The organism is Streptomyces sp. NPDC001544, assembly GCF_042894285.1.
Lineage (GTDB): Bacteria > Actinomycetota > Actinomycetes > Streptomycetales > Streptomycetaceae > Streptomyces.
In genome coordinates this window covers 1-22,379 of sequence record NZ_JBIAVN010000006.1, presented here as the reverse complement: position 1 = coordinate 22,379, position 22,379 = coordinate 1, and the positions used below count along the sequence as shown (strand labels likewise).

The following is a 22,379-nucleotide window of genomic DNA, read 5'->3' as shown; positions in this document are numbered from 1 at the left end:
CGCAGCGCACCCCGGCGTCCGGGCGGCGCACCGCGCCTCAAGGGTGCGACAGCTGCCCGGCGCCGCCCCGGCGGCGTATCCGCTCCCGCTCGCGTTCCACGGCCTGTGCCGCACGTCGGGCGGCGCGCCGCTCACGCCGCAGTGCACGGGCTGTGCTGCTCGGCTCCGACACCACGCCGCCCCGCTGGTTCCACACCTGGCGGGTCACCCACACGTCGACCGCGCCCCAGGTGGCCACGACCGTACTCGCCACGCTGCTGATCACCATGGGGAACGCCAGCCAGGACCCGGCCATCGTGCACAGGAACGCCACCATGGCCTGAATGAGCGTCACGGAGATGAGGAGCACCGCCCTGACGGCCGCCGTCCGTACCGGGTCGGGCAGCCGTCGCCGCCGGGCGGGCTCCTCGACCCACAACGGCCTGTAGTAGGGCTGCTCTTCCGCCCGGGCCGGGCCCGCATCACCGGTCGACTTCCCCGGGGAGCCGTGCGGCCGCATGCCGCCCTCCGCCACCTGGGGGTCTCTCAGCTTCTCGGGGCGTACCGCCCCACCGTCCTCGGGCGCCTTGCGCCGCTCCGCCGTGCCCATCACCGTGTCACTCCCCACCGCCGGCACACGCTCGCTCCGGCGTCCGAAGACACCAACTCCCCACTGCGTGCCCGGCTTGCGCTGTTTTACGCCGCCCGGATGCGGGTTGCGGCTCCTGCAGCCGATTCCGCACTCATCTCCCGTGGGGAAGGACGAACGAAGCGTCACGAAGATTCCCGCCCGCCGAAAAATTCCGGCCAACCGGTCCGCCGGAACGGCCACCCCCCACTTCCCGCGCCAGCTCGATCACGGTGGCAATCTCCCGCAATGCCCGGACAACTCGGCACCTCGCATCGCGAGAGCGGAAGTTCACCTTCCGGACTCGCCTTCGAGTTAACGGTGTGGCGGTAGTAGGCTCGCGCCGTTTGTTGACGCACGTTTGCACCCCCGGTCGGCGGGGGTCGAGCTGGGGGAGGCCATGCGCTTTCGCGGGAAGTCCATCCGCCGGAAGATCGTGGCGCTGCTTCTCGTGCCGCTGGTGTCCCTGACTGTCATCTGGGGCTTCGCGACGGTGCTCACGGGCCGCGAAGTGGCCCAGCTCTTCCACGTCACGCACGTCGTGGAGAACATCGGCTACCCCGCCGAGGACACCGTCCGCGTCCTGCAGCAGGAACGCCGCCAGACCCTGGTCTATCTCGCCGACCCGCGGGTGTCCGACGCTCTCTCCGCGCTCCGTCGCACCCGCACCGCCACCGACACCGCCATCGCAAGGTTCCGCGAGGAGGCGCAGGATTCCGACGTCCGCGACGGAATGGACCAGGACGACCGTGACCACCTCACCGCCGTCCTGGACGCCTTCGAGGGCGTCGGCTCACTGCGCAGCGGTGTCCAGCAGGGCACGGTGACCCGCGCCCAGGCACTCGACCGCTACAACCGCCTCATCGACCCGTGCTACACCCTGCTGGCCTCCCTCGACGGCGTCGACAACGTCGAGATGGACAAGCAGGCCCGCGCGCTCGTGAACATCACCCGCGCCCGCGAACTGCTCTCCCGCGAGGACGCCCTGGTCGGCTCCGCCCTGGTGGTCGGAAAGCTCACCGACGACGAGACCCGGGACGTGTCCGACCTCGTCGCCCAGCGCGACCTCCTGTACGACATCAGCCTCCCGCTGCTGCCGTCGTCGGAACGCGAGCGCTACGACCGCTTCTGGAAGAACGCCACCGCCGCGCCGCTGCGCACGGCCGAACAGGCCGTCATCGCCGACCGCTCGGGAACGCCCCACGGCGTCACCGCCAAGACCTGGGACACCACCGCCGGCCAGGTGCTCGACGGACTGCGCACCCTGGACGACCAGGTCGGCGACCGCTACCAGGACCGCATCCGCCCGGAGTCCGTGAGCGTGATCGTCCAGGCGGCCGTCGCGGGCGTCCTCGGACTGGTGGCCCTGCTGCTCTCCGTCTTCCTGTCCGTACGCGTCGGCCGCGGGCTCATCCGCGATCTGCGGCAGCTGCGCCTGGAGGCGCACGAGGCATCCGGTGTCCGGCTGCCCAGTGTGATGCGCCGGCTCTCCGCGGGTGAGCAGGTCGACGTGGAGACCGAGGTTCCGCGCCTGGAGTACGACAAGAACGAGATCGGCGAGGTCGGCCAGGCGCTCAACACGCTGCAGCGCGCCGCCGTCGAGGCCGCCGTCAAGCAGGCCGAGCTGCGTGCCGGAGTCGCCGAGGTCTTCGTCAACCTCGCCCGCCGCAGCCAGGTGCTCCTGCACAAGCAGCTCACCCTCCTCGACACCATGGAGCGCAGGACCGAGGACACCGACGAACTCGCCGACCTCTTCCGCCTCGACCACCTGACCACCCGCATGCGCCGGCACGCCGAGGGCCTGGTGATCCTCTCCGGCGCCGCTCCCTCGCGGCAGTGGCGCAAGCCCGTGCAGCTCATGGACATCGTCCGGGCCGCCGTGGCCGAGGTCGAGGACTACGAGCGCATCGAGGTCCGCCGGCTGCCGCGCGTCGCGGTCACCGGTCCGGCCGTCGCCGACCTCACCCACCTGGTGGCCGAACTCCTCGAGAACGCCACGGTCTTCTCGCCGCCGCACACCGCCGTCCAGGTCCTCGGCGAGCGGGTCGCCAACGGCTTCACCCTGGAGATCCACGACCGAGGCCTCGGCATGGCGCCCGAGGCGCTGCTGGAGGCCAACCTCCGGCTCGCCGAGACACCCGAGTTCGAACTCTCCGACACCGACCGGCTCGGCCTGTTCGTGGTCAGCCGGCTCGCTCAGCGCCAGAACGTCCGGGTCTCGTTGCAGCCGTCGCCCTACGGCGGCACCACTGCCGTGGTCTTCATCCCCGACGTCCTGCTCAGCGACGACGTCCCGGACACCAACGGCCTCGGTTTCCGCCTCGACCGCGAGCCGCTGCGGCCGGCCACCGGCGAGGAGGGCCGTAACCCGGCGCTCACCCAGGCACCCGCGCAACCGCCCGGCGTGCCCGCAACGCTCCTGGACGGTCCGGTCGAGCTGGAGGCGCCCGTCGACCTGGACGCCCTCGACGGCTACCCGGGAGCCCTCACCGACGAGGGAAGCGAACGCGGAGGCCTCTTCCGCGCCCGCCGCTCGCTCGCCGGCGCGGACGAGGAGGCCCGGTCCCGGTCGGGGGCGCCCTATCCGCAGGCCCCCGGACCCGCATACCCGCCGAACGCCGACGACGCCCCCAGCGGCCCGGTGCCGTTGCCCCGGCGTCGTACGCCCAAGCTGGTCAGCTCGCACGGGCGGCCCGTCACCGAACAGCGGCCCAGACGCGACCGCGCGGACGAGAGGCCGTTCCCGGACTCCGGGCCCCGCCGCCCGGAACCGGACGCGGGCCTGGCTCCACTGCCGAACCGCCGCCGCGGCGAGGCGGCGGCCCGCCGGGACACCGGACCGGCCGGCCGCGTCGGCGAACGGACCCAGCCCCCGGCCACGGCCCCGGACGAACCGTCGCAGCACGGCACCCCCCAGGACACCGCGCCTGGCACCGGTCCGCTGCCCAGACGCGTCCGGCAGGCCAGCCTGGCCCCACAGCTGAGGCAGGACACCGCACGGCGGGCAGAGCCCCGGACGGAGCCGGCCGAGCGTGACGCCGACGAGGTACGCAGCCGTATGGCCTCGCTCCAGCGCGGCTGGCAGCGCGGCCGTGAGGAGAACGCCGCGGGCGACGGAGCCCGCAACGGCACAGCACAAGGAACGACAAAGGGGGACGGTCGATGACCGCACCGAAGGCGACCGGCCACAGCGCGACGAACAACGGAGGGCTGAACTGGCTCCTCGACGATCTCGTCGACCGGGTGGCCAGCATCCGCAAGGCCGTCGTGCTCTCCGGCGACGGCCTCGCCACGGGGGTGTCCAAGGACATCACCAGGGAGGACAGCGAGCACCTGGCCGCCGTCGCCTCCGGCTTCCACAGCCTCGCCAAGGGCGTCGGCCGGCATTTCGAGGCGGGAAACGTCCGGCAGACGGTCGTGGAGCTCGACGACGCCTTCCTGTTCGTGACGGCCGCGGGCGACGGCAGCTGCCTCGCCGTTCTCTCCGACGCCGACTCCGACGTGGGCCAGGTCGCGTACGAGATGACGCTCCTGGTCAAGCGGGTGGGTGTGCATCTGGGCACCGCGCCGCGCACCGATCTGCCCGCCGGCGGGTAGTGGAAGGACATGAGCGGAGACGGTCAAGGGAAAAGCCACTGGTTCGACGACGAGGCCGGACCGGTCGTCCGCCCGTACGCCATGACGCGCGGCCGCACCACCAGTGCGGCCCAGCACCGCCTCGACCTGATCGCGGTGGTCGTCACGGAACCCCACGCGGACGACCCGGAAGCGGACCAGACGCTGTCCCCGGAACACGTGGACATCGTCGAACTCTGTCGCGAGACGCCGCAGTCGGTCGCCGAACTCGCTTCGGAGCTCGACCTGCCCATCGGGGTGGTGCGGGTCCTCATCGGTGATCTCGTGAACGAGGAACTCGTCCACGTCAACCGGCCGGTGCCCCCGGCCGAGCTGCCGGACGAGAGTATTCTGCGCGACGTGATCAACGGCCTCCGGGCGCTGTGACCGGCGCGGAAGCGGGGTAGTGACGTGACAGGCTGGCAGTTCTGGGTCGACCGAGGCGGCACGTTCACCGACATCGTCGCGCGGCGCCCGGACGGCCGGCTGCTCAACCACAAGCTGCTGTCCGACAACCCCGCCCGGTACGCCGACGCCGCGGTCGCCGGCGTACGCGCTCTCCTCGACGGCTCCGAGGAGCCCGTCGAGGCGGTCCGTATGGGCACGACGGTCGCCACCAACGCCCTCCTCGAACGCAAGGGCGCGCGCACCCTGCTGCTCGTCACCCGAGGCTTCCGCGACGCCCTGCGCATCGCCTACCAGAACCGCCCCCGCATCTTCGCCCGCCGCATCGAACTGCCGGAGCTGCTGTACGAGCGGGTCGTCGAGGTCGACGAGCGCATCACGGCCGACGGCACCGTCCTGCGCGCACCCGACCTGGACGCGCTGGCGGGCCCGCTGCAGGAGGCCTACGCCGACGGAATCCGCGCCGTCGCCGTCGTCTTCCTGCACAGCCACCTCCACCCCGCCCACGAACGGGCCGTCGGTGAGCTCGCCGACCGCACCGGCTTCCCGCAGATCTCGCTGTCCAGCGAGGTCAGCCCGCTGATGAGACTCGTCCCGCGCGGGGACACCGCGGTCGTCGACGCCTACCTCTCGCCCGTGCTGCGCCGCTATGTCCAGCACGTCGCCGGAGAACTCGAGGGCGTTCCGCTGATGTTCATGCAGTCCAACGGCGGACTCGCCGAGGCCGGGCAGTTCCGCGGCAAGGACGCCGTCCTGTCCGGGCCGGCCGGCGGCATCGTCGGCATGGCCCGCATGTCCCAGCTGGCCGGATTCGACCGGGTCATCGGCTTCGACATGGGCGGCACCTCCACCGACGTCTCCCACTTCGCCGGCGAGTACGAACGCGTCTTCACCACACAGCTCGCGGGCGTCCGGCTGCGCGCCCCCATGCTGGACATCCACACCGTCGCCGCCGGCGGTGGCTCGGTCCTGCACTTCGACGGCTCCCGCTACCGGGTGGGACCGGACTCGGCGGGCGCGGACCCGGGGCCCGCCTGCTACCGCGGCGGCGGCCCGCTCGCCGTCACCGACGCCAACGTCATGCTCGGCCGCATCCAGCCCGGGCACTTCCCCCACGTCTTCGGCCCCGACGGCGACCAGCCCCTCGACGCCGAACTCGTCCGGGTCCGCTTCACCGCCCTCGCGCGCGAGATCCGCGAGCGGACCGGCGACGACCGCACCCCCGAGCAGGTCGCCGAGGGCTACCTGCAGATCGCCGTCGCCAACATCGCCAACGCCGTGAAGCGGATCTCCGTGCAGAAGGGCCACGACGTCACCCGCTACGCCCTCACCACCTTCGGCGGAGCGGGCGGCCAGCACGCGTGCATGGTCGCCGACTCCCTCGGTGTCCGCACCGTGCTCGTACCGCCGATGGCCGGGGTCCTCTCCGCGCTCGGCATCGGCCTGGCGGACACCACCGCGATGCGCGAGCAGTCCGTCGAGGCGCCTCTGCGGACCGCCTCGATGCCCGGCGTCCACAAGACGGCCGGCGAACTGGAGGCCGCGGCCCGAGCGGAACTCCTCGCCGAGGACATCCCGGCGGACCGCATCCGGATCACCCGCCGCGCCCAGCTCCGCTACGACGGCACGGACACCACCCTCACCGTCCGGCTCGCCGAGCCCGACACCATGAGGCGGGCTTTCGAAGAACGTCATCGCGCCACGTACTCCTTCACCCTCGACCGCCCGGTCATGGTCGAAGCCCTCTCCGTGGAAGCCACCGGCATCACAGAACCCCCCGATCTTTCCGCCCTCGCCGCCTACCAGGGCCACTCCGCCGCCCCCGAGACCGTCCGGCTCCACACCGGCGGCCGCTGGCGCGACGTGTCCCTGTACCGCCGCGAGCACCTGCCCCCCGGCGAGTCCGTCACAGGCCCCGCGATCATCGCCGAGGCCGGCGCGACGACCGTCGTCGACGACGGCTGGCGGGCCGCGGCCACCGACGGGGGGCATCTGGTCATGGAACGCACGGCGACTACGCAGAGTTCCGATCTCGACACGGAAGTCGACCCCGTCCTGCTCGAGGTCTTCAACAACCTCTTCATGTCGATCGCCGAGCAGATGGGCGCACGGCTGGAATCCACGGCCCAGTCCGTCAACATCAAGGAACGCCTGGACTTCTCCTGCGCCCTGTTCGACCCGGACGGAAACCTGGTGGCCAACGCCCCTCACATCCCCGTCCACCTCGGCTCCATGGGCACCAGCGTCAAGGAGGTCGTCCGCCGCCGCGGCGAGGCCATGCGTCCGGGCGACGCCTACGCCGTCAACGACCCGTACCACGGCGGCACCCATCTGCCGGACGTCACCGTCATCACACCGGTGTTCGACACGCATGGTGACCGGATCCTCTTCTACGTCGCCGCACGCGGTCACCACGCCGAGATCGGCGGCATCGCACCCGGCTCCATGCCCGCGGGCAGCCGCACCATCGAGGAGGAGGGCGTCCTCTTCGACAACTGGCTGCTCGCCGAGAACGGCCGGCTCCGCGAGGCGGAGACCCTCCGCCTCCTCACCGAGGGGCCCCACCCGTCCCGCAACCCCCGGACCAACCTCGCCGACCTGCGCGCCCAGATCGCCGCCAACCAGAAGGGCGTCGACGAGGTCGGCCGCATGATCGAGAACTTCGGCCTCGACGTCGTCCAGGCCTACATGCGGCACGTCCAGGACAACGCCGCCGAAGCCGTCCGCCGCGTCATCGACGCCCTGGACGACGGCGAGTACGCCTACGAGACCGACTCGGGCGCCGTCATCCGCGTCCGGGTCCGCGTGGACCGTGACGGCCGCCGCGCCACCATCGACTTCACCGGTACCTCCGCCCAGCTCGCCACCAACTTCAACGCCCCGCGGTCCGTGGTCGACGCCGCTGTGCTCTACGTCTTCCGCACCCTGGTGGCCGACGACATCCCGCTCAACGACGGCTGTCTGCGTCCCCTGGACATCATCGTGCCGCCACGCTCGATGCTCGCCCCGGAACCGCCGGCCGCGGTCGTCGCGGGCAACGTCGAGACCTCCCAGGCCATCACCGGCGCTCTCTACGCGGCGCTGGGCGTACAGGCGGAGGGATCCGGGACCATGAACAACGTCACCTTCGGCAACGACCGTCACCAGTACTACGAAACCGTCGCCTCCGGATCCGGCGCCGGCGACGGTTTCCCGGGGGCGAGCGTCGTGCAGACCCATATGACCAACTCCCGGCTGACCGACCCGGAAGTCCTCGAGTGGCGACTGCCCGTGCTGCTCGAGGAGTTCGCGGTCCGCCGCGGAAGCGGCGGCGACGGGCGCTGGCGCGGCGGTGACGGCGCGGTGCGCCGCATCCGGTTCTGCGAGGCCATGACGGTGTCCACGCTGTCCCAGCACCGTCGGGTCCCCCCGTACGGCATGGCGGGCGGCTGTCCGGGCGCCCTGGGTTCCAACCGTGTGGAACGGACCGGCGGCACGGTCACCGCTCTCGGCGGGAGCGACTCGGCCGACGTCGGTCCCGGCGACGTGCTCGTCATCGAGACCCCTGGCGGCGGAGGCTACGGCTCGCCGTCACCCGACCCCCATCAAGCAGGAGAAGAGATCGATGATCTTCGGGCGTTCTGAGCGCGGCAAGCCACCGGTCGAGCCCGTCACGCTCAAGATCCTGGTGGCCGGCGGCTTCGGCGTGGGCAAGACGACCCTCGTCGGCGCGGTCAGCGAGATCAGGCCGTTGCGCACCGAGGAGCTGCTCACGGAGGCCGGCCGCCCGGTCGACGACACCAGCGGTGTGGAGGGCAAGCGCACCACCACCGTGGCCATGGACTTCGGCCGCATCACGCTGCGCGAGGACCTGGTGCTGTACCTGTTCGGGACCCCCGGGCAGGAACGGTTCTGGTTCATGTGGGACGAGCTCTCCGAAGGCGCGCTCGGTGCCGTGGTCCTGGCGGACACCCGCCGTCTCGAGGACTGCTTCGCCGCCGTCGACTACTTCGAGCGACGCGCCATCCCCTTCCTCATCGCCATCAACTGCTTCGAGGGAGCCGCCCGTTACCCGGTCGAGGACGTCCGTCAGGCCCTCGACCTCGACGACGACGTACCGCTCGTACTGTGCGACGCCCGCGACCGGGAGTCCGTCAAGGAGCTGCTCATCGGGGTCGTCCGGCACGCCATGGCGTACGCGGCCGACCGCCGTCAGACCGTCACCATGTGACCTCCCGCCAGGCCACGGCACGGCCCGTACCCCCGCCGACCGGGGTACGGGCCGTGGTTCCGTGCGGGTGTCCGCGCACACGCCCGCGCATGCGGCACGCGCGCGTGGAACCCGCCCGCAACCGGTGGTGCATCCAGACGTCCGCCGTGCCGGCTAGCCGGCGCCCTCCTCCAGCCAGCCGAAGCTCTTCTCCACGGCCTTGCGCCAGTTGCGGTACTCGCGGTCCCGCACGGGCGCCTCCATGGCGGGCGTCCACTCCGCGTCCTCCTGCCAGTGCGCCTTCAGCTCGTCGAGGTCGTTCCACACCCCTGTGGCGAGGCCGGCCGCGTACGCGGCGCCCAGGCAGGTCGTCTCCGAGACCCGGGGCCGGATCACCGGCACTCCGAGGACATCGGCCTGGTGCTGCATGAGCAGGTTGTTCTTGGTCATGCCGCCGTCCACCTTGAGGGTCGTGATGCGCACCCCGGAGTCCTGGAACATGGCGTCCACCACCTCCCGTGTCTGCCAGCTGGTCGCCTCCAGGACCGCGCGCGCGAGATGGGCCTTGGTCACGTAACGGGTCAGACCCGTGACGACCCCGCGCGCGTCGGCCCGCCAGTAGGGGGCGAACAGACCCGAGAACGCCGGCACGATGTACGCGCCGCCGTTGTCCTCGACACTCGCCGCGAGCGTCTCGATCTCGTCGGCCGTGCGGATGATGCCGAGTTGGTCGCGGAACCACTGCACCAGTGCGCCCGTGATCGCGATCGAACCCTCCAGGCAGTAGACCGGGGCCTCGTCGCCGATCTGGTAGCCCATGGTGGTCAGCAGCCCGCTCTTGGAGGGAACAGGCCGGTCGCCGGTGTTGAGCAGCAGGAAACTGCCCGTGCCGTAGGTGTTCTTCGCCGTCCCCACGTCATAGCAGGCCTGACCGAACACGGCGGCCTGCTGGTCGCCCAGCGCCGACGCGACGGGTACGCCCGCGAGCTGGCCGACCGCAGTGCCGTAGACCTCGGCCGAGGACCTGATCTCGGGGAGTACCGCCTCGGGCACGTCCATCGCGGACAGGATGGAGGCGTCCCACTGCAGCGTCCGAAGGTCCATCAGCATGGTGCGTCCGGCGTTGGTCACGTCGGTGACGTGCCGTCCGCCGTCCGTGCCTCCGGTGAGATTCCAGATCAGCCAGGAGTCGATGGTCCCGAAGGCGATCTCCCCGCGCTCGGCGCGAGCCCTGAGCCCCGGCACGGTGTCCAGCAACCAGGCCGCCTTGGGGCCGGAGAAGTAGCTCGCCAACGGCAGCCCCGTCTGCTCGCGGAAACGGTCCTGCCCGTCGCTGCCGCCCAGCGCGTGGCACAGGGACGCGGTGCGGGTGTCCTGCCAGACGATCGCGTTGTGCACGGGCTTGCCGGTGGCCCGGTCCCACAGGACCGTCGTCTCGCGCTGGTTGGTGATACCGAGTGTGCTGAGCTGGTCGGCGCGCAGGCCCGCCCTGGCGAGGGCCCCGGCGACCACCGCCTGGACCTTGGACCAGATTTCGGTGGCGTCGTGCTCCACCCAGCCCGGCTTCGGGAAGATCTGGCGGTGCTCGCGCTGGTCCACGGCGACGATCCCACCGCTGTGGTCGAAGATGATGCAGCGGCTGGAGGTGGTGCCCTGGTCGATCGCGGCGACGTACTTCTCGGCGTTGTCCGTCATGGCTGCCCCTTGGTCGCTGGGTCAGAAGGCTGCTTTGTAGATGAGGCCCGCGAGCGTCCCGCCGATCAGCGGGCCGACGACCGGGATCCAGGCGTAACCCCAGTCGGAGCTGCCCTTGTTGGGGATCGGCAGGAAGGTGTGCACGATGCGCGGGCCCAGGTCGCGCGCGGGATTGATCGCATAACCGGTCGGCCCGCCCAGGGAGAGGCCGATACCGGTCACCAGCAACGAGACGATCAGCACGGTGGTGCCGGACTCGCCGAGCCCCTTGGTCAGTCCGAAGGCGAGGATCGGCAGGACCAGGGCGATCGTCGCGATGATCTCCGTGATCAGGTTGGCGACGGGACTGCGGATCTCCGGGATGGTCGAGAAGATGCCCAGGGTGGGCACCGGTTCGTCGGCGGTTCCCTCGGTGGTGCCTTCCGTACGGACGTTGGCCTGGAACTGGGCGAGGTAGACCAGGTAGGCAAGGACGGCACCGAGCATCGCACCGACGATCTGGCCCAGCAGGTAGAGCCAGACCTTGCCCCACTTGCCGGTGTCGACGGCGATGCCGATGGTGACGGCGGGGTTGAGCTGACCGCCGGACAGCGGAGCGGCGGTGTACGCGCCGGCCAGTACCGCGAAACCCCAGCCGAAGGCGATCACCACCCAGCCCGAGGCCCGTGCCTTGGAGTATCCGAGGGTGACCGCGGCGCAGACGCCGGCACCGAACAGGATGAGGATCGCGGTGCCGATGACCTCGCCGACGAATATGTCCTGGTTGCTCATGGCGGCTCCTGGGCGCTGGTCCGGAGGAGCCGGCGCGGTGGACCGGCCCCGGGTGCAGGGACGTTTCCCTTGGCGACTTCAGCCGAAGGCAGGGAGGGTCCCGCGCCCCGCCCGGCGTCCGTGACGAGCGTGCCTCTGCAGCCGAATCGCTGGTGGGGGAGCGGGCCGTGGCTCAGGAGGAACCCGCGCGGCGCCATGCCTGATTGCGCCGGGAATGTACGGCGATGTCGACCGACACGGGAAGTGTTCACCGGTGCTCCGGGAGCGTCAAGGCTGCCGACGCAGGCGGTGACAACCACTTGGCGGGAGAGGTGCCGTTCTCTCGGCCCAGTGGCTCCGCGGCGGCGCGCTCGCGGAGGCGCACCCGGCCTGAGCGACCGTCACGGTGGAGCCGCGCCGGATCCGGTGACCCGCCGGTCCGGCATGCGCCGGCGCCCTGAGACCCCATCGCCCCCGGCACGCCGGCCCCGGCGCCCCGCTTCTCAGCGGACCGCGACGACCGACGATCCGTGCCCGAACAGACCCTGGTTCGCCGTGATCCCCACGTGCGCTCCGGCGACCTGCCGGTCTCCGGCGTGGCCCCGCAACTGCCAGGTCAGTTCGCAGACCTGGGCGATCGCCTGGGCCGGCACCGCCTCACCGAAGGAGGCGAGCCCGCCACTGGTGTTCACCGGTATCCGGCCGCCCAGGGACGTGGCACCTTCCCGCAGCAGCTTGGTGCCCTCGCCCTCGCCGCACAGGCCCAGGTCCTCGTACCACTGCAGCTCCAGAGCGGTGGAGAGGTCGTACACCTCGGCCAGGGACAGGTCCTCCGGCCCGATGCCGGCCTCCTCGTAGGCGGCCAGGGCGATCGAGGCCCGGAACGTCTCGTCCGGGGGCGCCGCACCGGCCGCGGAGTCCGTGGCGATGTCCGGCAGGTCCAGCACGGTGTTCGGGTAACGCGGTGTCACCGTGGACACCGCACGGATCCGCACCGGCGCGGAGACGCCGTGCCGGCGCGCGAACTCCGTGCTGGACAGCACCAGCGCCGCACCTCCGTCGGAGGTCGCGCAGATGTCGAGCAGCCGCAGCGGATCGGCGACCACCGCGGAGCCGGCCACCTCCTCCAGGGTCACCCGCTTGCGGTAACGCGCGTACGGGTTCAGCGCCCCCAGCGCCGCGTTCTTGACCTTGACCAGCGCGAAGTCCTCCGGGGTGTCCCCGTGCACCGCCATCCGCCGGCGCGCGTACAGCCCGAAGTAGGCCGGGTTCGTCGCACCGAGCAGCCTGAACCGCAGCCAGTCCGGATCGTCGGGCCGGTCTCCGCCGCCGGGCCGGAAGAATCCCTTGGGAGCCGAGTCCGCTCCCACCACCAGCACCGGGTCCGCCAGCCCGGCGAGGATCTGGGCCCGGGCCGTGGCGACGGCCTGCGCCCCGGAAGCGCATGCCGCGTATACACTGGTGACCCGGGCGCCCTGCCAGCCCAGAGCCCTGGCGAACGCGGCGCCCGCGACGTACCCCGGATATCCCCCGCGCACCGTGTCGGCGCCCACGATCGAGCGGATGTCCCGCCAGTCCAGTCCTGCGTCCGCCAGGGCCGTCCGGGCCGCCGCCGCGCCGTACTCGACGAAGCCGCGGCCCCACTTGCCCCACGGATGCATGCCCACGCCGAGCACCGCCACGTCCGCGGTCACGCCGTCACCTCCGTCGGCCTCCAGCGCCAAGTCGTCCAGGTCGTCCCCGGGTCCTCGAACAGCACTCCCGGGACGACCTCCACCTCCATGCCCACCGTCAGATCGGCCACGCCGATCCCGGGTACGGCCTGCCCCAGCACCACGATCCGCTCGGACTCCAGCTCCACCGCGATCAACGTGTACGGCTCCCAGGGAAGTTCCGGATCGCTCACATAGGGTGACGGCGGCCGGTACCGGCCGTCGGTGTACGACCAGATCCGGCCCCGCCGCGACAGCGGCACCTCCTCGAGCGTGCCGCCGCGACACCCGGGGTTGCGGCAGTGGGTGTCCTCCCGGGGGAAGAAGACCGACGCGCAGAGCGAGCACCGCGTGCCGAGGAGCCGGAAACCGTCCCCCTCACCGGTGAACCAGCCGGCGACCGCGGGCGTGCGTGTTGGCGACAAGGCCCCTCCCTGGCAACGTATCTGACGGAACGTCAGAAGTGTGCCACGGGCAACCGGAAAACGGCAGGCCGTACCGCAGAACCGGACGGCCCCCCACGGCGTCGTGTTATCGGGAAGGGCGGCCGGGGCCGACGGGGGTGGTTCCGGCCGTCCTTCCGTTTCCCTGCGACACGGAGTACGGATGCTTCCGGAAGACGCACTTCCTGCGATCGGATACAGTCCGCGCGTGTCCGAGAATCAGCAAACATCTGTCAACTTCGCACCGAACTCCCACTGTTCGAGCTGCGGAGCGCCCTACGGAGAGGAAGTCTCCGGCTGGCCCCGTACCTGCCCCTCCTGCGGGACCGTCGCCTACCGCAATCCGCTGCCGGTCGCTGTCGCCCTCCAGCCCGTGTACGACACGAAGGGCACCGCCCTCGTCGTCATCACCCGGACCGTCACCCCCGCGCGCGGGGGTACGGCACTGCCGGGCGGCTTCATCGACGACCGCGAGGACTGGCGGCAGGCCGTCGTCCGCGAACTCAGGGAGGAGACGGGCATCGACGCGGCGGCCCGCGACGTCCGCCTGGCCGACGCCATGAGCTCGCCCGACGGACACCTCCTGCTGTTCGGGCTCCTGCCGGAACGCCCCGCCGAAGGGCTGCCGCAGTCCGGCCCCACGGACGAGACGGAGGGCTGGCACCTGTTGCGCAGGCCGGAGGAGCTCGCCTTCCCGCTGCACACGCTGGCCGCGCGGGCGTGGTTCGAGGGCCGCTATCTCTGAGCCGGTCTCACCCGAGCCCGCGTACGCGCACCGGGTAGGGCGGCTCGCCCACGCCGTCCTCCCGCTCCCGCACCACCACCAGCCGCGAACCCTGCCAACGGGCGACGTAGCGCTCGAGCTCCGGTTCGTCGCCGCCGTCGCCCGCGTCCGACACCACCAGACCGGCCCCGGTCTGTCCCCGCTGCGGCGCCCACACCTCCAGCTCCACCCCGTCGTCGCCCTGCACGGGAAGCACCGCCCCCGCACGCGCGAACACCGGGATCCGCGACAGCGGGGCGTCGACCAGCACCTGCGCCGGCCCCTCGTACACCTGCTCCGTCGCGGTGTCGTACCAGCGTCCCCGCGGCAGTTGCACCGCACGCCGGTCCCCGCCCGCATCCAGCACCGGCGCGACCAGCAGGCAGTCACCCAGCAGGAAGGCGTCCTCACAGTCCCGCAACGCGCGGTCCTCGGGCGCCCCCCACCAGACGGGGCGCACATACGGAGCGCCCGTACGCCGGGCCAGGTGCGCCAGCGTCACGAAGTACGGCAGCAGACGCCGACGCCCCAGAAGCGCCACCCGCGCGTGCTCGAGCACCTCGGGGCCGAACTCCCACGGCTCCCTGCGCCCCGCACGCAGACTCGCGTGCGTACGGAACAACGGCAGGTACGCGCCGAGCTGGAACCACCGCAGATACAGCTCCGGCGAGGGACTCCCGTCGAACCCACCCACATCCGGTCCCGAGTACGGAACCCCGCACAGACCGAGCCCCAGCACCAGTGACAGGGAGGCACGCAACCCCGGCCAGCCCGTGCGGACGTCACCGGACCACGAACCGCCGTAGCGCTGCATGCCGGCCCAGCCCGAGCGAGAGAAGACGAACGGCCGTTCCCGCGGTGCCAGCTCGCGCAGCCCCTCGTAACCCGCCCTGGCCATGCACAGCGCGTACACGTTGTGCGCCTCCTGGTGATCCCCGCCACGCCCCTCCAGGGAGTGCCGAGCCGAACGCGGCAGGGTCGACTCGCCGAACGCGTTGAACGACGTCGGTTCGTTCATGTCGTGCCAGAACCCGGCGAAACCCTGCGCGAGCCGCTCCTCGTAGAGCCCGCCCCACCACTTCCGCACGCGCGCGTGCGTGAAGTCCGGATAGACCGACTCCCCGGCCCGGACCACACCCCGCACCGTCCGGCCCGAGGCGTCCCGCACGAAGGCGTCGACGGCCGCCCCGCCGTCGTACACCGCGTTCCCCGGGTCCGCCTTGACCGCCGGATCGACGATCGACACCAGCCGGATCCCGTCCCGGCGCAGCTCCTCCGCGAGCACCGGCAGCTTGGGGAAACGCTCCCGGTCGACGGTGAAGACCTGATGTCCGTCGAAGTGATCTATGTCCAGGTGGACCGCGTCCAGCGGCAGACCCCGCTCCTGATAGCCCGCGACGATCCGCCGCACCTCCTGCTCACCGCCGAAACCCCAGCGGGCGTGGTGGTGGCCCAAGGCCCATGTGGGCGGCAGGGCGGGCGCCCCACTGAGCGAGGCCCAGGTGTGCAGCACGCGCGCGGGGGTGCCCACCATGACCCAGCAGCGCAAGGGGCCGCCTTCCATCCGCAGCTCGCACCTTCCCGCACGATCGTGCCCGGAACCCGCCCCCTCCTCGCCCTCACGCAGTGCGACCGTCCCGTCCCACGAGGTGTCGTGGAACACCAGGTGCGTGGCCGCGTCCGACACCACCAGCTGAACGGGCATGGTGATGTACAGCGGATCGTCACCGGGGGCGAAGGCACGGCCGGGATCGGTGTTCCACAGCCGGTACGTCCCGTCCCGCAGCCGCGGCCCGGAAGCCCGCCCGCCCAGCCCGAAGAAGCGCGCATCGGCCGCCACCTCGGACCGCTGCATCCAGCGCGCGGTGCCCCCGCCCACCGGCTCCCACCACCGCGGCGGAAGATCGCGGCGCAGCATGACCCCGCCCGGCGTGCACACCTCGACGGCACCGTGCCTGGAGACGGAGACCGTCACACGCTCCGCCACGACCCGCCAGCCCCCGTCCTTGTCCGGCTCCAGGACGGCGCGGGGGTCCGGCTCGGGGCAGCGTCCGGCCAGCGCGTACGACGGCTCCGGCCCGGCGCCGTCCCAACCCCAGAAGACAGCACCGTTCACCGCCACCGTGATCCGCAGCTCGGACCGGCTGAAGCGGATGACACCACCCCCGGGACCGGGCTCCGCACCCTGTACCGGACCGGGCACCCGCGCACGCTCGGCCCCCCGTGGCCGCAGCCCGACGGCGTCCGTGCGCCTCCTGCGCCACGCCGCCCGTACGGTACGCAGCCCCTGCACCGCCCCCGTCGAGCTCACCACCTTCACCGAACGCACCAGGTCACGACCGTCCATGCTGCTCAGCCTGCCATTGACCGCCCCACGCGCGCGTGTCGTTCAACTTCCGTTCACTCGCCCCGGGAGCACATCTTCACGCCGCGGTCCGTGCGGGGCACACCCTGGTGTAGAAATCGATCACATGGCATCGTCCGTGTCAGCCGCGTACGCGTCCATGCAGCCCGTGCGCGACCGACGCCCACGAAGCGCACAGTCCGGGAGCCGCCCCATGTCGACCGCGAACCCCCAGCCGCTCTGGCAGCCGGACCAGGGAAGGATCGCCCGAGCCCGGATCACCCAGTTCCAGGACTGGGCGGCCGGGCACCACGGCGCCCCGGCCGAAGGCGGCTACCCAGCACTGCACCGCTGGTCCGTCGACCACCTCGACACCTTCTGGAAGGCCGTCACGGAGTGGTTCGACGTGCGGTTCTCCACCCCCTACGCGCGCGTGCTCGGTGACAGCTCCATGCCCGGCGCACAGTGGTTCCCCGGAGCGACGCTGAACTACGCCGAACACGCCCTGCGCGCAGCCGAGGACCGCCCGGACCGACCCGCGCTCCTGTGCGTCGACGAAACCCACGAACCCCGACCGGTGACCTGGTCCGAGCTGCGCCGCCAGGTCGGCTCCCTCGCCACCGAACTGCGCGCCCTCGGCGTACGCCCCGGGGACCGGGTGAGCGGTTACCTCCCGAACATCCCGCAGGCCGTCGTCGCCCTGCTCGCCACGGCCGCCGTGGGCGCGGTGTGGACCTCCTGTGCGCCCGACTTCGGCGCTCGCAGCGTCCTCGACCGCTTCCAGCAGGTCGAACCCACGGTCCTGTTCACCGTCGACGGCTACCGCTACGGCGGCAAGGAGCACGACCGCCGCGAAACCGTCGCCGAGCTGCGCCGCGAACTGCCCACGCTGCGCGCCGTCGTCCACATCCCCCTGCTGGGCACCGAGGCGCCGGAAGGGACCCTGGAATGGTCGGCTCTGACGTCGGCCGACGCGGAGCCCGTCTTCGAGCAGGTCCCGTTCGACCACCCCCTGTGGGTGCTCTACTCCTCCGGGACGACCGGTCTGCCCAAGGCCATCGTCCAGTCCCAGGGCGGCATCCTCGTCGAGCACCTCAAGCAACTCGGCCTGCACTGCGACCTGGGCCCCGAGGACCGTTTCTTCTGGTACACCTCGACCGGCTGGATGATGTGGAACTTCCTCGTCTCCGGCCTTCTCACCGGCACGACCGTCGTCCTGTACGACGGCAGCCCCGGCTACCCGGACACGGGCGCGCAGTGGCGGATCGCCGAGAGAACCGGAGCCACCCTGTACGGCACCTCGGCCGCGTACGTCATGGCCTGCCGCAAGGCGGGCGTGCACCCGTCCCGCGCATTCGACCTCTCCAAGGTGCAGTGCGTGGCCACCACCGGCTCACCCCTGCCGCCCGACGGATTCCGCTGGCTGCACGACGAGGTCCGCGAGGACCTGTGGATCGCGTCGGTCAGCGGCGGTACGGACGTGTGCTCCTGCTTCGCGGGCGCGGTACCCACCCTCCCGGTGTACACCGGCGAACTCCAGGCGCCGGGCCTCGGCACCGACCTGCAGTCGTGGGACCCGGCCGGAAAGCCCGTCGTCGACGAGGTGGGTGAACTCGTCGTCACCAACCCCATGCCCTCCATGCCGATCCACTTCTGGAACGACCCCGACGGCAGCCGCTACCACGACAGCTACTTCGACACCTACCCCGGCGTCTGGCGCCACGGCGACTGGATCACCGTCACCTCGCGGGGTTCCGTCGTCATCCACGGCCGCTCCGACTCCACCCTCAACCGGCAGGGCGTCCGCATGGGCTCGGCCGACATCTACGAGGTCGTCGAACGCCTCCCCGAGGTCAGGGAAACCCTCGTCATCGGCGTCGAGCAGCCCGACGGAGGCTACTGGATGCCCCTGTTCGTGCACCTGGCACCCGGAGCCGTCCTCGACGACAACCTCCGCGACCGCATCAAGCAGGCCATCCGCGAACAGCTCTCGCCACGGCACGTCCCCGACGAGATCATCGAGGTGCCCGGCGTTCCGCACACCCTCACCGGCAAGCGCATCGAGGTCCCGGTCAAACGCCTCCTCCAGGGCACCCCTCTCGACAAGGCGGTCAACCCGGGCTCCATCGACAACCTCGACCTCCTCGGCTTCTACGAGGAACTGGCCCGCAAGCGAGCCTGATCCCCGAGGCGGTCCCCGTCCGCCGCCCCCGTGCGCAGCCCGATTGTCAGTGCCGCCGGTTACGGTGAGTGAGCATTGATCGACTGCGCACAGGGGGACACATGGCGCACACCGACCACCAGACCGCGCGACGCGACCTGCGCCGCGAAATCGCCGGCACCATCGGCCTGCTCACCGACGAGCACGACTTCCGTGCCATGCGGCGCTACCGCACCTTCACCTTCGACGACCACACCACCTACCTCCAACAGGTGGAGAAAGTCCTGAGGACCCGCGCCTCGCAGGGCAGCCACACCACGGTCGCCCTCTTCGACCCCGAGGAGTACGCCGAATTCTGCGCGGAGTGCGGTCTCGACCCGGACCAGCCGTTCAGCCGCACCCGCTTCACGGCCGAACTCGCGGCCACCGGTCCGTCGATCCCCTACGAGGGACAGCCACTCACCGACCTCGTACCCGCCCTCGTCGACGAGGCCGTCCGGCAGGCCACCTGGGCATACGCCACCGGCCTGCTGGGGCGCCTCGGGCCCTGCCCGACCTGCGGCGAGGACATCGGCCGCGCGGCTTTCGACCGCGCCTGCGGCCTTGTCGTCCGGATCCTCGACACCGCACCCCCGGGAGACCGGCATCTCGTCTGCAGCGTCTCGGGAACACCCGAAGCACTCGTCTCCGTCCTCCACGCCGACGAGGACACCGACGGCAGCGTCCACCTCGACGAGGCGGAAGCCCTGGAGTTCACCACCGTCCTCGCCGTCGGTCTCGCCACGCGCAGCCCCGGCGGACTCGTCATGCGCACCAGCGCCCCGGACACGCCGGACCGGATCTACGGCTGGCGGCTGCGCGGAGACGGCCTCGAACCCCTGACGGCGGGAGAGGTCTTCGACGCCTACTGCACCGACATCGAGACCGGCGATCTCATCCCACCGGAGTCAGGTGTCGACTACCGCGTGGCCCCCGACCTCGGAGAGGAGGACATGCCGGCCGAACACCGCCACTGAACGCACGAGGGGCGCTCCACCGAAGGCGGAGCGCCCCTGACAACGGCCGACGACGCGCCGGGCCCGGCCTACTCGCCGGACAGCACCGCCTGGGCGGCGCTGCGCGCGTCCGCGGCGCTGTCCGCGGTCCGCGCGGCCGCCGCCGCACGCTCGCACTGCGCCCGCGTGTACTTGGCCAGCGCCGCCCGGACATAAGGAATCGACGCGGCGCCCATGGACAGGGAGGTGACACCCAGACCCGTCAGCACACAGGCCAGCAGCGGGTCCGACGCCGCCTCACCGCACACGCCACAGCTCTTGCCCTCGGCCTTGGCCGCCTCCGCGGACAGCGCGACCAAATCGAGCAGTGCGGGCTGCCACGGATCCTGCAGACGGGAGACCGCACCCACCTGACGGTCCGCGGCAAAGGTGTACTGCGCGAGGTCATTGGTGCCCAGGGACAGGAACTCGACCTCCTGAAGGATCGAGCGTGCCCGCAGCGCGGCCGACGGGATCTCCACCATCGCGCCGAACTTCGCCCGCAGTCCGGCCTCCCGGCACGCGTCCGCGAACGCCTTGGCGTCGGCGCGGTCGGCCACCATCGGGGCCATGACCTCGAGGTAGACCGGCAGTCCCTCCGCGGCCTTCGCGAGCGCCGTCAGCTGTGTGCGCAGGATGTCGGGATGATCCAGCAACGTCCGCAGGCCCCGCACGCCCAGCGCCGGGTTCGGCTCGTCCGCCGGCGTCAGGAAGTCGAGCGGCTTGTCGGCACCGGCGTCCAGGACACGGACGACGACACGGCTCTCGGGGAACGCTTCGAGAACCTGCCGGTAGGCCTGAGTCTGCTTCTCCTCGGACGGCGCGTTCTTGCTGTCGTCGAGGAACAGGAACTCGGTACGGAAGAGACCCACGCCCTCCGCCCCGGCCTCGACGGCGGCCGGGACGTCCGACGGGCCGCCCACGTTGGCCAGCAGCGGCACCTTGTGCCCGTCAGCGGTGGCACCCGGCCCGGTGGAGGCGGCCAGCGCGGCCTTCCGCTCCGCCGCGGCGGCCTCGAGCTGTGCCTTCTTCTCCTCGCTCGGGTTCACGAAGATGTCGCCGGTGCTGCCGTCGACCGCGATCAGCGTGCCCTCGGCGAGGTCACCGGCGCCCGGCAGCGCCACCACGGCCGGGACGCCGAGCGCCCGTGCCAGGATCGCGCTGTGGCTGGTCGGGCCGCCCTCCTCGGTCACGAACCCGAGCACCAGCGCGGGGTCCAGGAGCGCGGTGTCCGCCGGCGCGAGGTCGCGGGCGACCAGTACGTACGGCTCGTCGCTGTCCGGGACACCCGGCATCGGCACCCCCAGCAGACGGGCGACGATACGATTCCGCACATCGTCGAGGTCGGCGACGCGCCCGGCGAGGTACTCACCCGCACCCGCCAGCAGCTCGCGGTACGCGGCGAACGCGTCGTACACCCCCCGCTCGGCCGTGCTGCCGACGGCGATGCGCCGCTCCACATCCGCCATCAGCTCGGGGTCCTGGGCCATCATGGCCTGTGCCTCGAGCACCGCCTGCGCTTCACCGCCCGCCAGATTGCCGCGCGCCATCAGGTCGGCGGCGACGGCATCCACGGCCTGGCGGGCACGCCCCTGTTCGCGCTCCGCCTCTTCCGCCGCAATCTGCCTGGCAGGCGGCTCGAGCACCGCCGTCCCCATGTGCCGAACCTCGCCGATCGCTACCCCGTGGCTGACGCCGACGCCTCGCAGCGTTGTCTCCATTGCACCGTCTCCGATAGTGCGGCGGGTCCCGCCGCCGCGATGGTTGTTCTGTTCGCCGTCTCTACGACGGCATCGGCGTCACTTCCAGAGGAAGAGACTGTCGCCGGCCTTCACGTCGCCGTCGTCACGGAGGTCGGAGAGGGAGTCGGCCGTGGCCTCCAGAGCCACGACCGGGCACACCGCGGACTTGCCCGCGGCTTCGACGGCGGCAGGGTTCCAGCGCACGACGGCCTGCCCGCGCGTCACCGTGTCCCCCTTGTTGACGAGCAGCTCGAAACCCTCGCCGTTGAGCTGCACCGTGTCGATACCGAGGTGGGTGAGTACGCCGTGCCCCTGCTCGTCGACGACCACGAAGGCATGCGGGTGCAGGGAGACGATGACCCCGTCGACGGGGGAGACGGCCTCCGAAGGCTCCCGAACGGGGTCGATCGCGGTGCCCGGGCCGACCATGGCTCCGGAGAAGACCGGATCCGGCACAGCTGCCAGTCCGATGGCACGTCCGGCGAGCGGGGACGTCACGGTGGTCATTGGGAAGCCTCCCAGGGGTGGAGAACAGATGGGCCGCCACTGCCTGTCCCGGACGGCGCGCTGGCAGCAGGGTATGACATGGGAAGTGACGGTTCCGTATGGAAGTTACTGGCTAGAGGTCTAGACCACAAGCCTGGGGGATTTGCATGGCCTCCAAGGCCCCGTGTACAGTCGTAACCCTGCTCGAGACCGGGTGACGCGAACCAAGCGTCCTTGCTCAGCAGCATCCAACTTGTCAGATCCTATCTCGGGATCACTTCTGCGTGCCTGCAGGAGGGTGGTCAGAGAGACGGAAAAACACTGATAGAGTTGGAAACACCGAAGGGAAGCCCGGAGGAAAGCCCGAGAGGGTGAGTACAAAGGAAGCGACCGTTCCTTGAGAACTCAACAGCGTGCCAAAAATCAACGCCAG

Annotated in this window: 16 protein-coding genes; 8 read left to right on the top strand and 8 right to left on the bottom strand. The window is 71.3% G+C overall.

All coding sequences use genetic code 11. From position 1 onward, the window contains the following. Nucleotides 1-37 precede the first annotated feature (37 nt). Nucleotides 38-589, bottom strand: coding sequence for a hypothetical protein (locus ACFY0F_RS17300; RefSeq protein WP_388794154.1), 552 nt, complete (start codon nt 587-589; stop codon nt 38-40). Nucleotides 590-1,007: 418 nt separating this feature from the next. Here ACFY0F_RS17300 and ACFY0F_RS17295 point away from each other — a divergent pair, with 418 nt between their 5' ends. The 5 genes from ACFY0F_RS17295 to ACFY0F_RS17275 are packed head-to-tail and all read left to right on the top strand — an operon-like array spanning nt 1,008 to nt 8,837. Further along, complete coding sequence (locus ACFY0F_RS17295; protein ID WP_388794151.1) at nt 1,008-3,773, top strand: nitrate- and nitrite sensing domain-containing protein; 2,766 nt, start codon at nt 1,008-1,010, stop codon at nt 3,771-3,773. Further along, nucleotides 3,770-4,204 carry a roadblock/LC7 domain-containing protein gene (locus ACFY0F_RS17290; protein ID WP_388794149.1) on the top strand — a complete coding sequence of 145 codons (435 nt, stop codon included), beginning with the start codon at nt 3,770-3,772 and terminating at the stop codon, nt 4,202-4,204. The genes ACFY0F_RS17295 and ACFY0F_RS17290 overlap by 4 nt, the downstream gene beginning before the upstream one ends. A 9-nt stretch (nt 4,205-4,213) precedes the next feature. Beyond that, nucleotides 4,214-4,609, top strand: coding sequence for a DUF742 domain-containing protein (locus ACFY0F_RS17285; RefSeq protein WP_388794147.1), 396 nt, complete (start codon nt 4,214-4,216; stop codon nt 4,607-4,609). A gap of 24 nt (nt 4,610-4,633) precedes the next feature. Then, the gene (locus ACFY0F_RS17280) at nt 4,634-8,251 is read left to right on the top strand and encodes a hydantoinase B/oxoprolinase family protein (RefSeq protein WP_388794145.1); all 3,618 of its coding nucleotides are present in this window, start codon (nt 4,634-4,636) and stop codon (nt 8,249-8,251) included. Continuing rightward, on the top strand, nt 8,232-8,837 hold the full coding sequence (locus ACFY0F_RS17275; RefSeq protein ID WP_388794143.1) for an ATP/GTP-binding protein: 606 nt from the start codon (nt 8,232-8,234) through the stop codon (nt 8,835-8,837). Before ACFY0F_RS17280 ends, ACFY0F_RS17275 begins: the two co-directional genes overlap by 20 nt. A gap of 153 nt (nt 8,838-8,990) precedes the next feature. On the opposite strand, the gene glpK is transcribed toward ACFY0F_RS17275, so the two are convergent. The 4 genes from glpK to ACFY0F_RS17255 form a co-directional block, all read right to left on the bottom strand. Then, nucleotides 8,991-10,511, bottom strand: coding sequence for a glycerol kinase GlpK (glpK, locus tag ACFY0F_RS17270; protein ID WP_388794141.1), 1,521 nt, complete (start codon nt 10,509-10,511; stop codon nt 8,991-8,993). A gap of 21 nt (nt 10,512-10,532) precedes the next feature. Continuing rightward, nucleotides 10,533-11,282, bottom strand: coding sequence for an MIP/aquaporin family protein (locus tag ACFY0F_RS17265; protein WP_388794139.1), 750 nt, complete (start codon nt 11,280-11,282; stop codon nt 10,533-10,535). Nucleotides 11,283-11,764: 482 nt separating this feature from the next. Continuing rightward, on the bottom strand, nt 11,765-12,955 hold the full coding sequence (locus ACFY0F_RS17260) for a lipid-transfer protein (RefSeq protein ID WP_388794136.1): 1,191 nt from the start codon (nt 12,953-12,955) through the stop codon (nt 11,765-11,767). Further along, nucleotides 12,952-13,398 (bottom strand): Zn-ribbon domain-containing OB-fold protein, encoded by a 447-nt coding sequence (locus ACFY0F_RS17255; protein WP_388794133.1) that lies wholly within the window; start codon nt 13,396-13,398, stop codon nt 12,952-12,954. The genes ACFY0F_RS17260 and ACFY0F_RS17255 overlap by 4 nt, the downstream gene beginning before the upstream one ends. A 226-nt stretch (nt 13,399-13,624) precedes the next feature. Between ACFY0F_RS17255 and ACFY0F_RS17250 the strand changes: the two genes are divergently transcribed. Next, nucleotides 13,625-14,161, top strand: coding sequence for an NUDIX domain-containing protein (locus ACFY0F_RS17250; protein WP_388794130.1), 537 nt, complete (start codon nt 13,625-13,627; stop codon nt 14,159-14,161). Between the two features lie 7 nt (nt 14,162-14,168). Here ACFY0F_RS17250 and ACFY0F_RS17245 read toward each other — a convergent pair whose 3' ends face one another. Continuing rightward, nucleotides 14,169-16,526 carry a TIM-barrel domain-containing protein gene (locus tag ACFY0F_RS17245; RefSeq protein WP_388794127.1) on the bottom strand — a complete coding sequence of 786 codons (2,358 nt, stop codon included), beginning with the start codon at nt 16,524-16,526 and terminating at the stop codon, nt 14,169-14,171. A gap of 211 nt (nt 16,527-16,737) precedes the next feature. Here ACFY0F_RS17245 and ACFY0F_RS17240 point away from each other — a divergent pair, with 211 nt between their 5' ends. After that, on the top strand, nt 16,738-18,705 hold the full coding sequence (locus ACFY0F_RS17240; RefSeq protein WP_388794124.1) for an acetoacetate--CoA ligase: 1,968 nt from the start codon (nt 16,738-16,740) through the stop codon (nt 18,703-18,705). 101 nt (nt 18,706-18,806) lie between these two features. Beyond that, the gene (locus ACFY0F_RS17235; RefSeq protein ID WP_388794121.1) at nt 18,807-19,700 is read left to right on the top strand and encodes a hypothetical protein; all 894 of its coding nucleotides are present in this window, start codon (nt 18,807-18,809) and stop codon (nt 19,698-19,700) included. Nucleotides 19,701-19,768: 68 nt separating this feature from the next. Here ACFY0F_RS17235 and ptsP read toward each other — a convergent pair whose 3' ends face one another. Both ptsP and ACFY0F_RS17225 read right to left on the bottom strand, forming a co-directional pair. Then, nucleotides 19,769-21,439: a phosphoenolpyruvate--protein phosphotransferase gene (gene ptsP / locus ACFY0F_RS17230; RefSeq protein ID WP_388794118.1), complete on the bottom strand. Its 1,671-nt coding sequence runs from the start codon at nt 21,437-21,439 to the stop codon at nt 19,769-19,771. Nucleotides 21,440-21,517: 78 nt separating this feature from the next. Next, entirely contained in the window at nt 21,518-21,967 is a 450-nt protein-coding gene (locus tag ACFY0F_RS17225) for a PTS glucose transporter subunit IIA (RefSeq protein WP_388794116.1), read from the bottom strand. Nucleotides 21,968-22,379: the final 412 nt, after the last annotated feature.

Excerpts from the sequence above, each read along its gene's own strand:
- ACFY0F_RS17300 (WP_388794154.1), bottom strand. The coding sequence starts at position 589 with ATGGGCACGGCGGAGCGGCGCAAGGCGCCCGAGGACGGTGGGGCGGTA.
- ACFY0F_RS17295 (WP_388794151.1), top strand. The coding sequence starts at position 1,008 with ATGCGCTTTCGCGGGAAGTCCATCCGCCGGAAGATCGTGGCGCTGCTT.
- ACFY0F_RS17290 (WP_388794149.1), top strand. The coding sequence starts at position 3,770 with ATGACCGCACCGAAGGCGACCGGCCACAGCGCGACGAACAACGGAGGG.
- ACFY0F_RS17285 (WP_388794147.1), top strand. The coding sequence starts at position 4,214 with ATGAGCGGAGACGGTCAAGGGAAAAGCCACTGGTTCGACGACGAGGCC.
- ACFY0F_RS17275 (WP_388794143.1), top strand. The coding sequence starts at position 8,232 with ATGATCTTCGGGCGTTCTGAGCGCGGCAAGCCACCGGTCGAGCCCGTC.
- glpK (WP_388794141.1), bottom strand. The coding sequence starts at position 10,511 with ATGACGGACAACGCCGAGAAGTACGTCGCCGCGATCGACCAGGGCACC.
- ACFY0F_RS17265 (WP_388794139.1), bottom strand. The coding sequence starts at position 11,282 with ATGAGCAACCAGGACATATTCGTCGGCGAGGTCATCGGCACCGCGATC.
- ACFY0F_RS17245 (WP_388794127.1), bottom strand. The coding sequence starts at position 16,526 with ATGGACGGTCGTGACCTGGTGCGTTCGGTGAAGGTGGTGAGCTCGACG.
- ACFY0F_RS17240 (WP_388794124.1), top strand. The coding sequence starts at position 16,738 with ATGTCGACCGCGAACCCCCAGCCGCTCTGGCAGCCGGACCAGGGAAGG.
- ACFY0F_RS17235 (WP_388794121.1), top strand. The coding sequence starts at position 18,807 with ATGGCGCACACCGACCACCAGACCGCGCGACGCGACCTGCGCCGCGAA.
- ptsP (WP_388794118.1), bottom strand. The coding sequence starts at position 21,439 with ATGGAGACAACGCTGCGAGGCGTCGGCGTCAGCCACGGGGTAGCGATC.
- ACFY0F_RS17225 (WP_388794116.1), bottom strand. The coding sequence starts at position 21,967 with ATGACCACCGTGACGTCCCCGCTCGCCGGACGTGCCATCGGACTGGCA.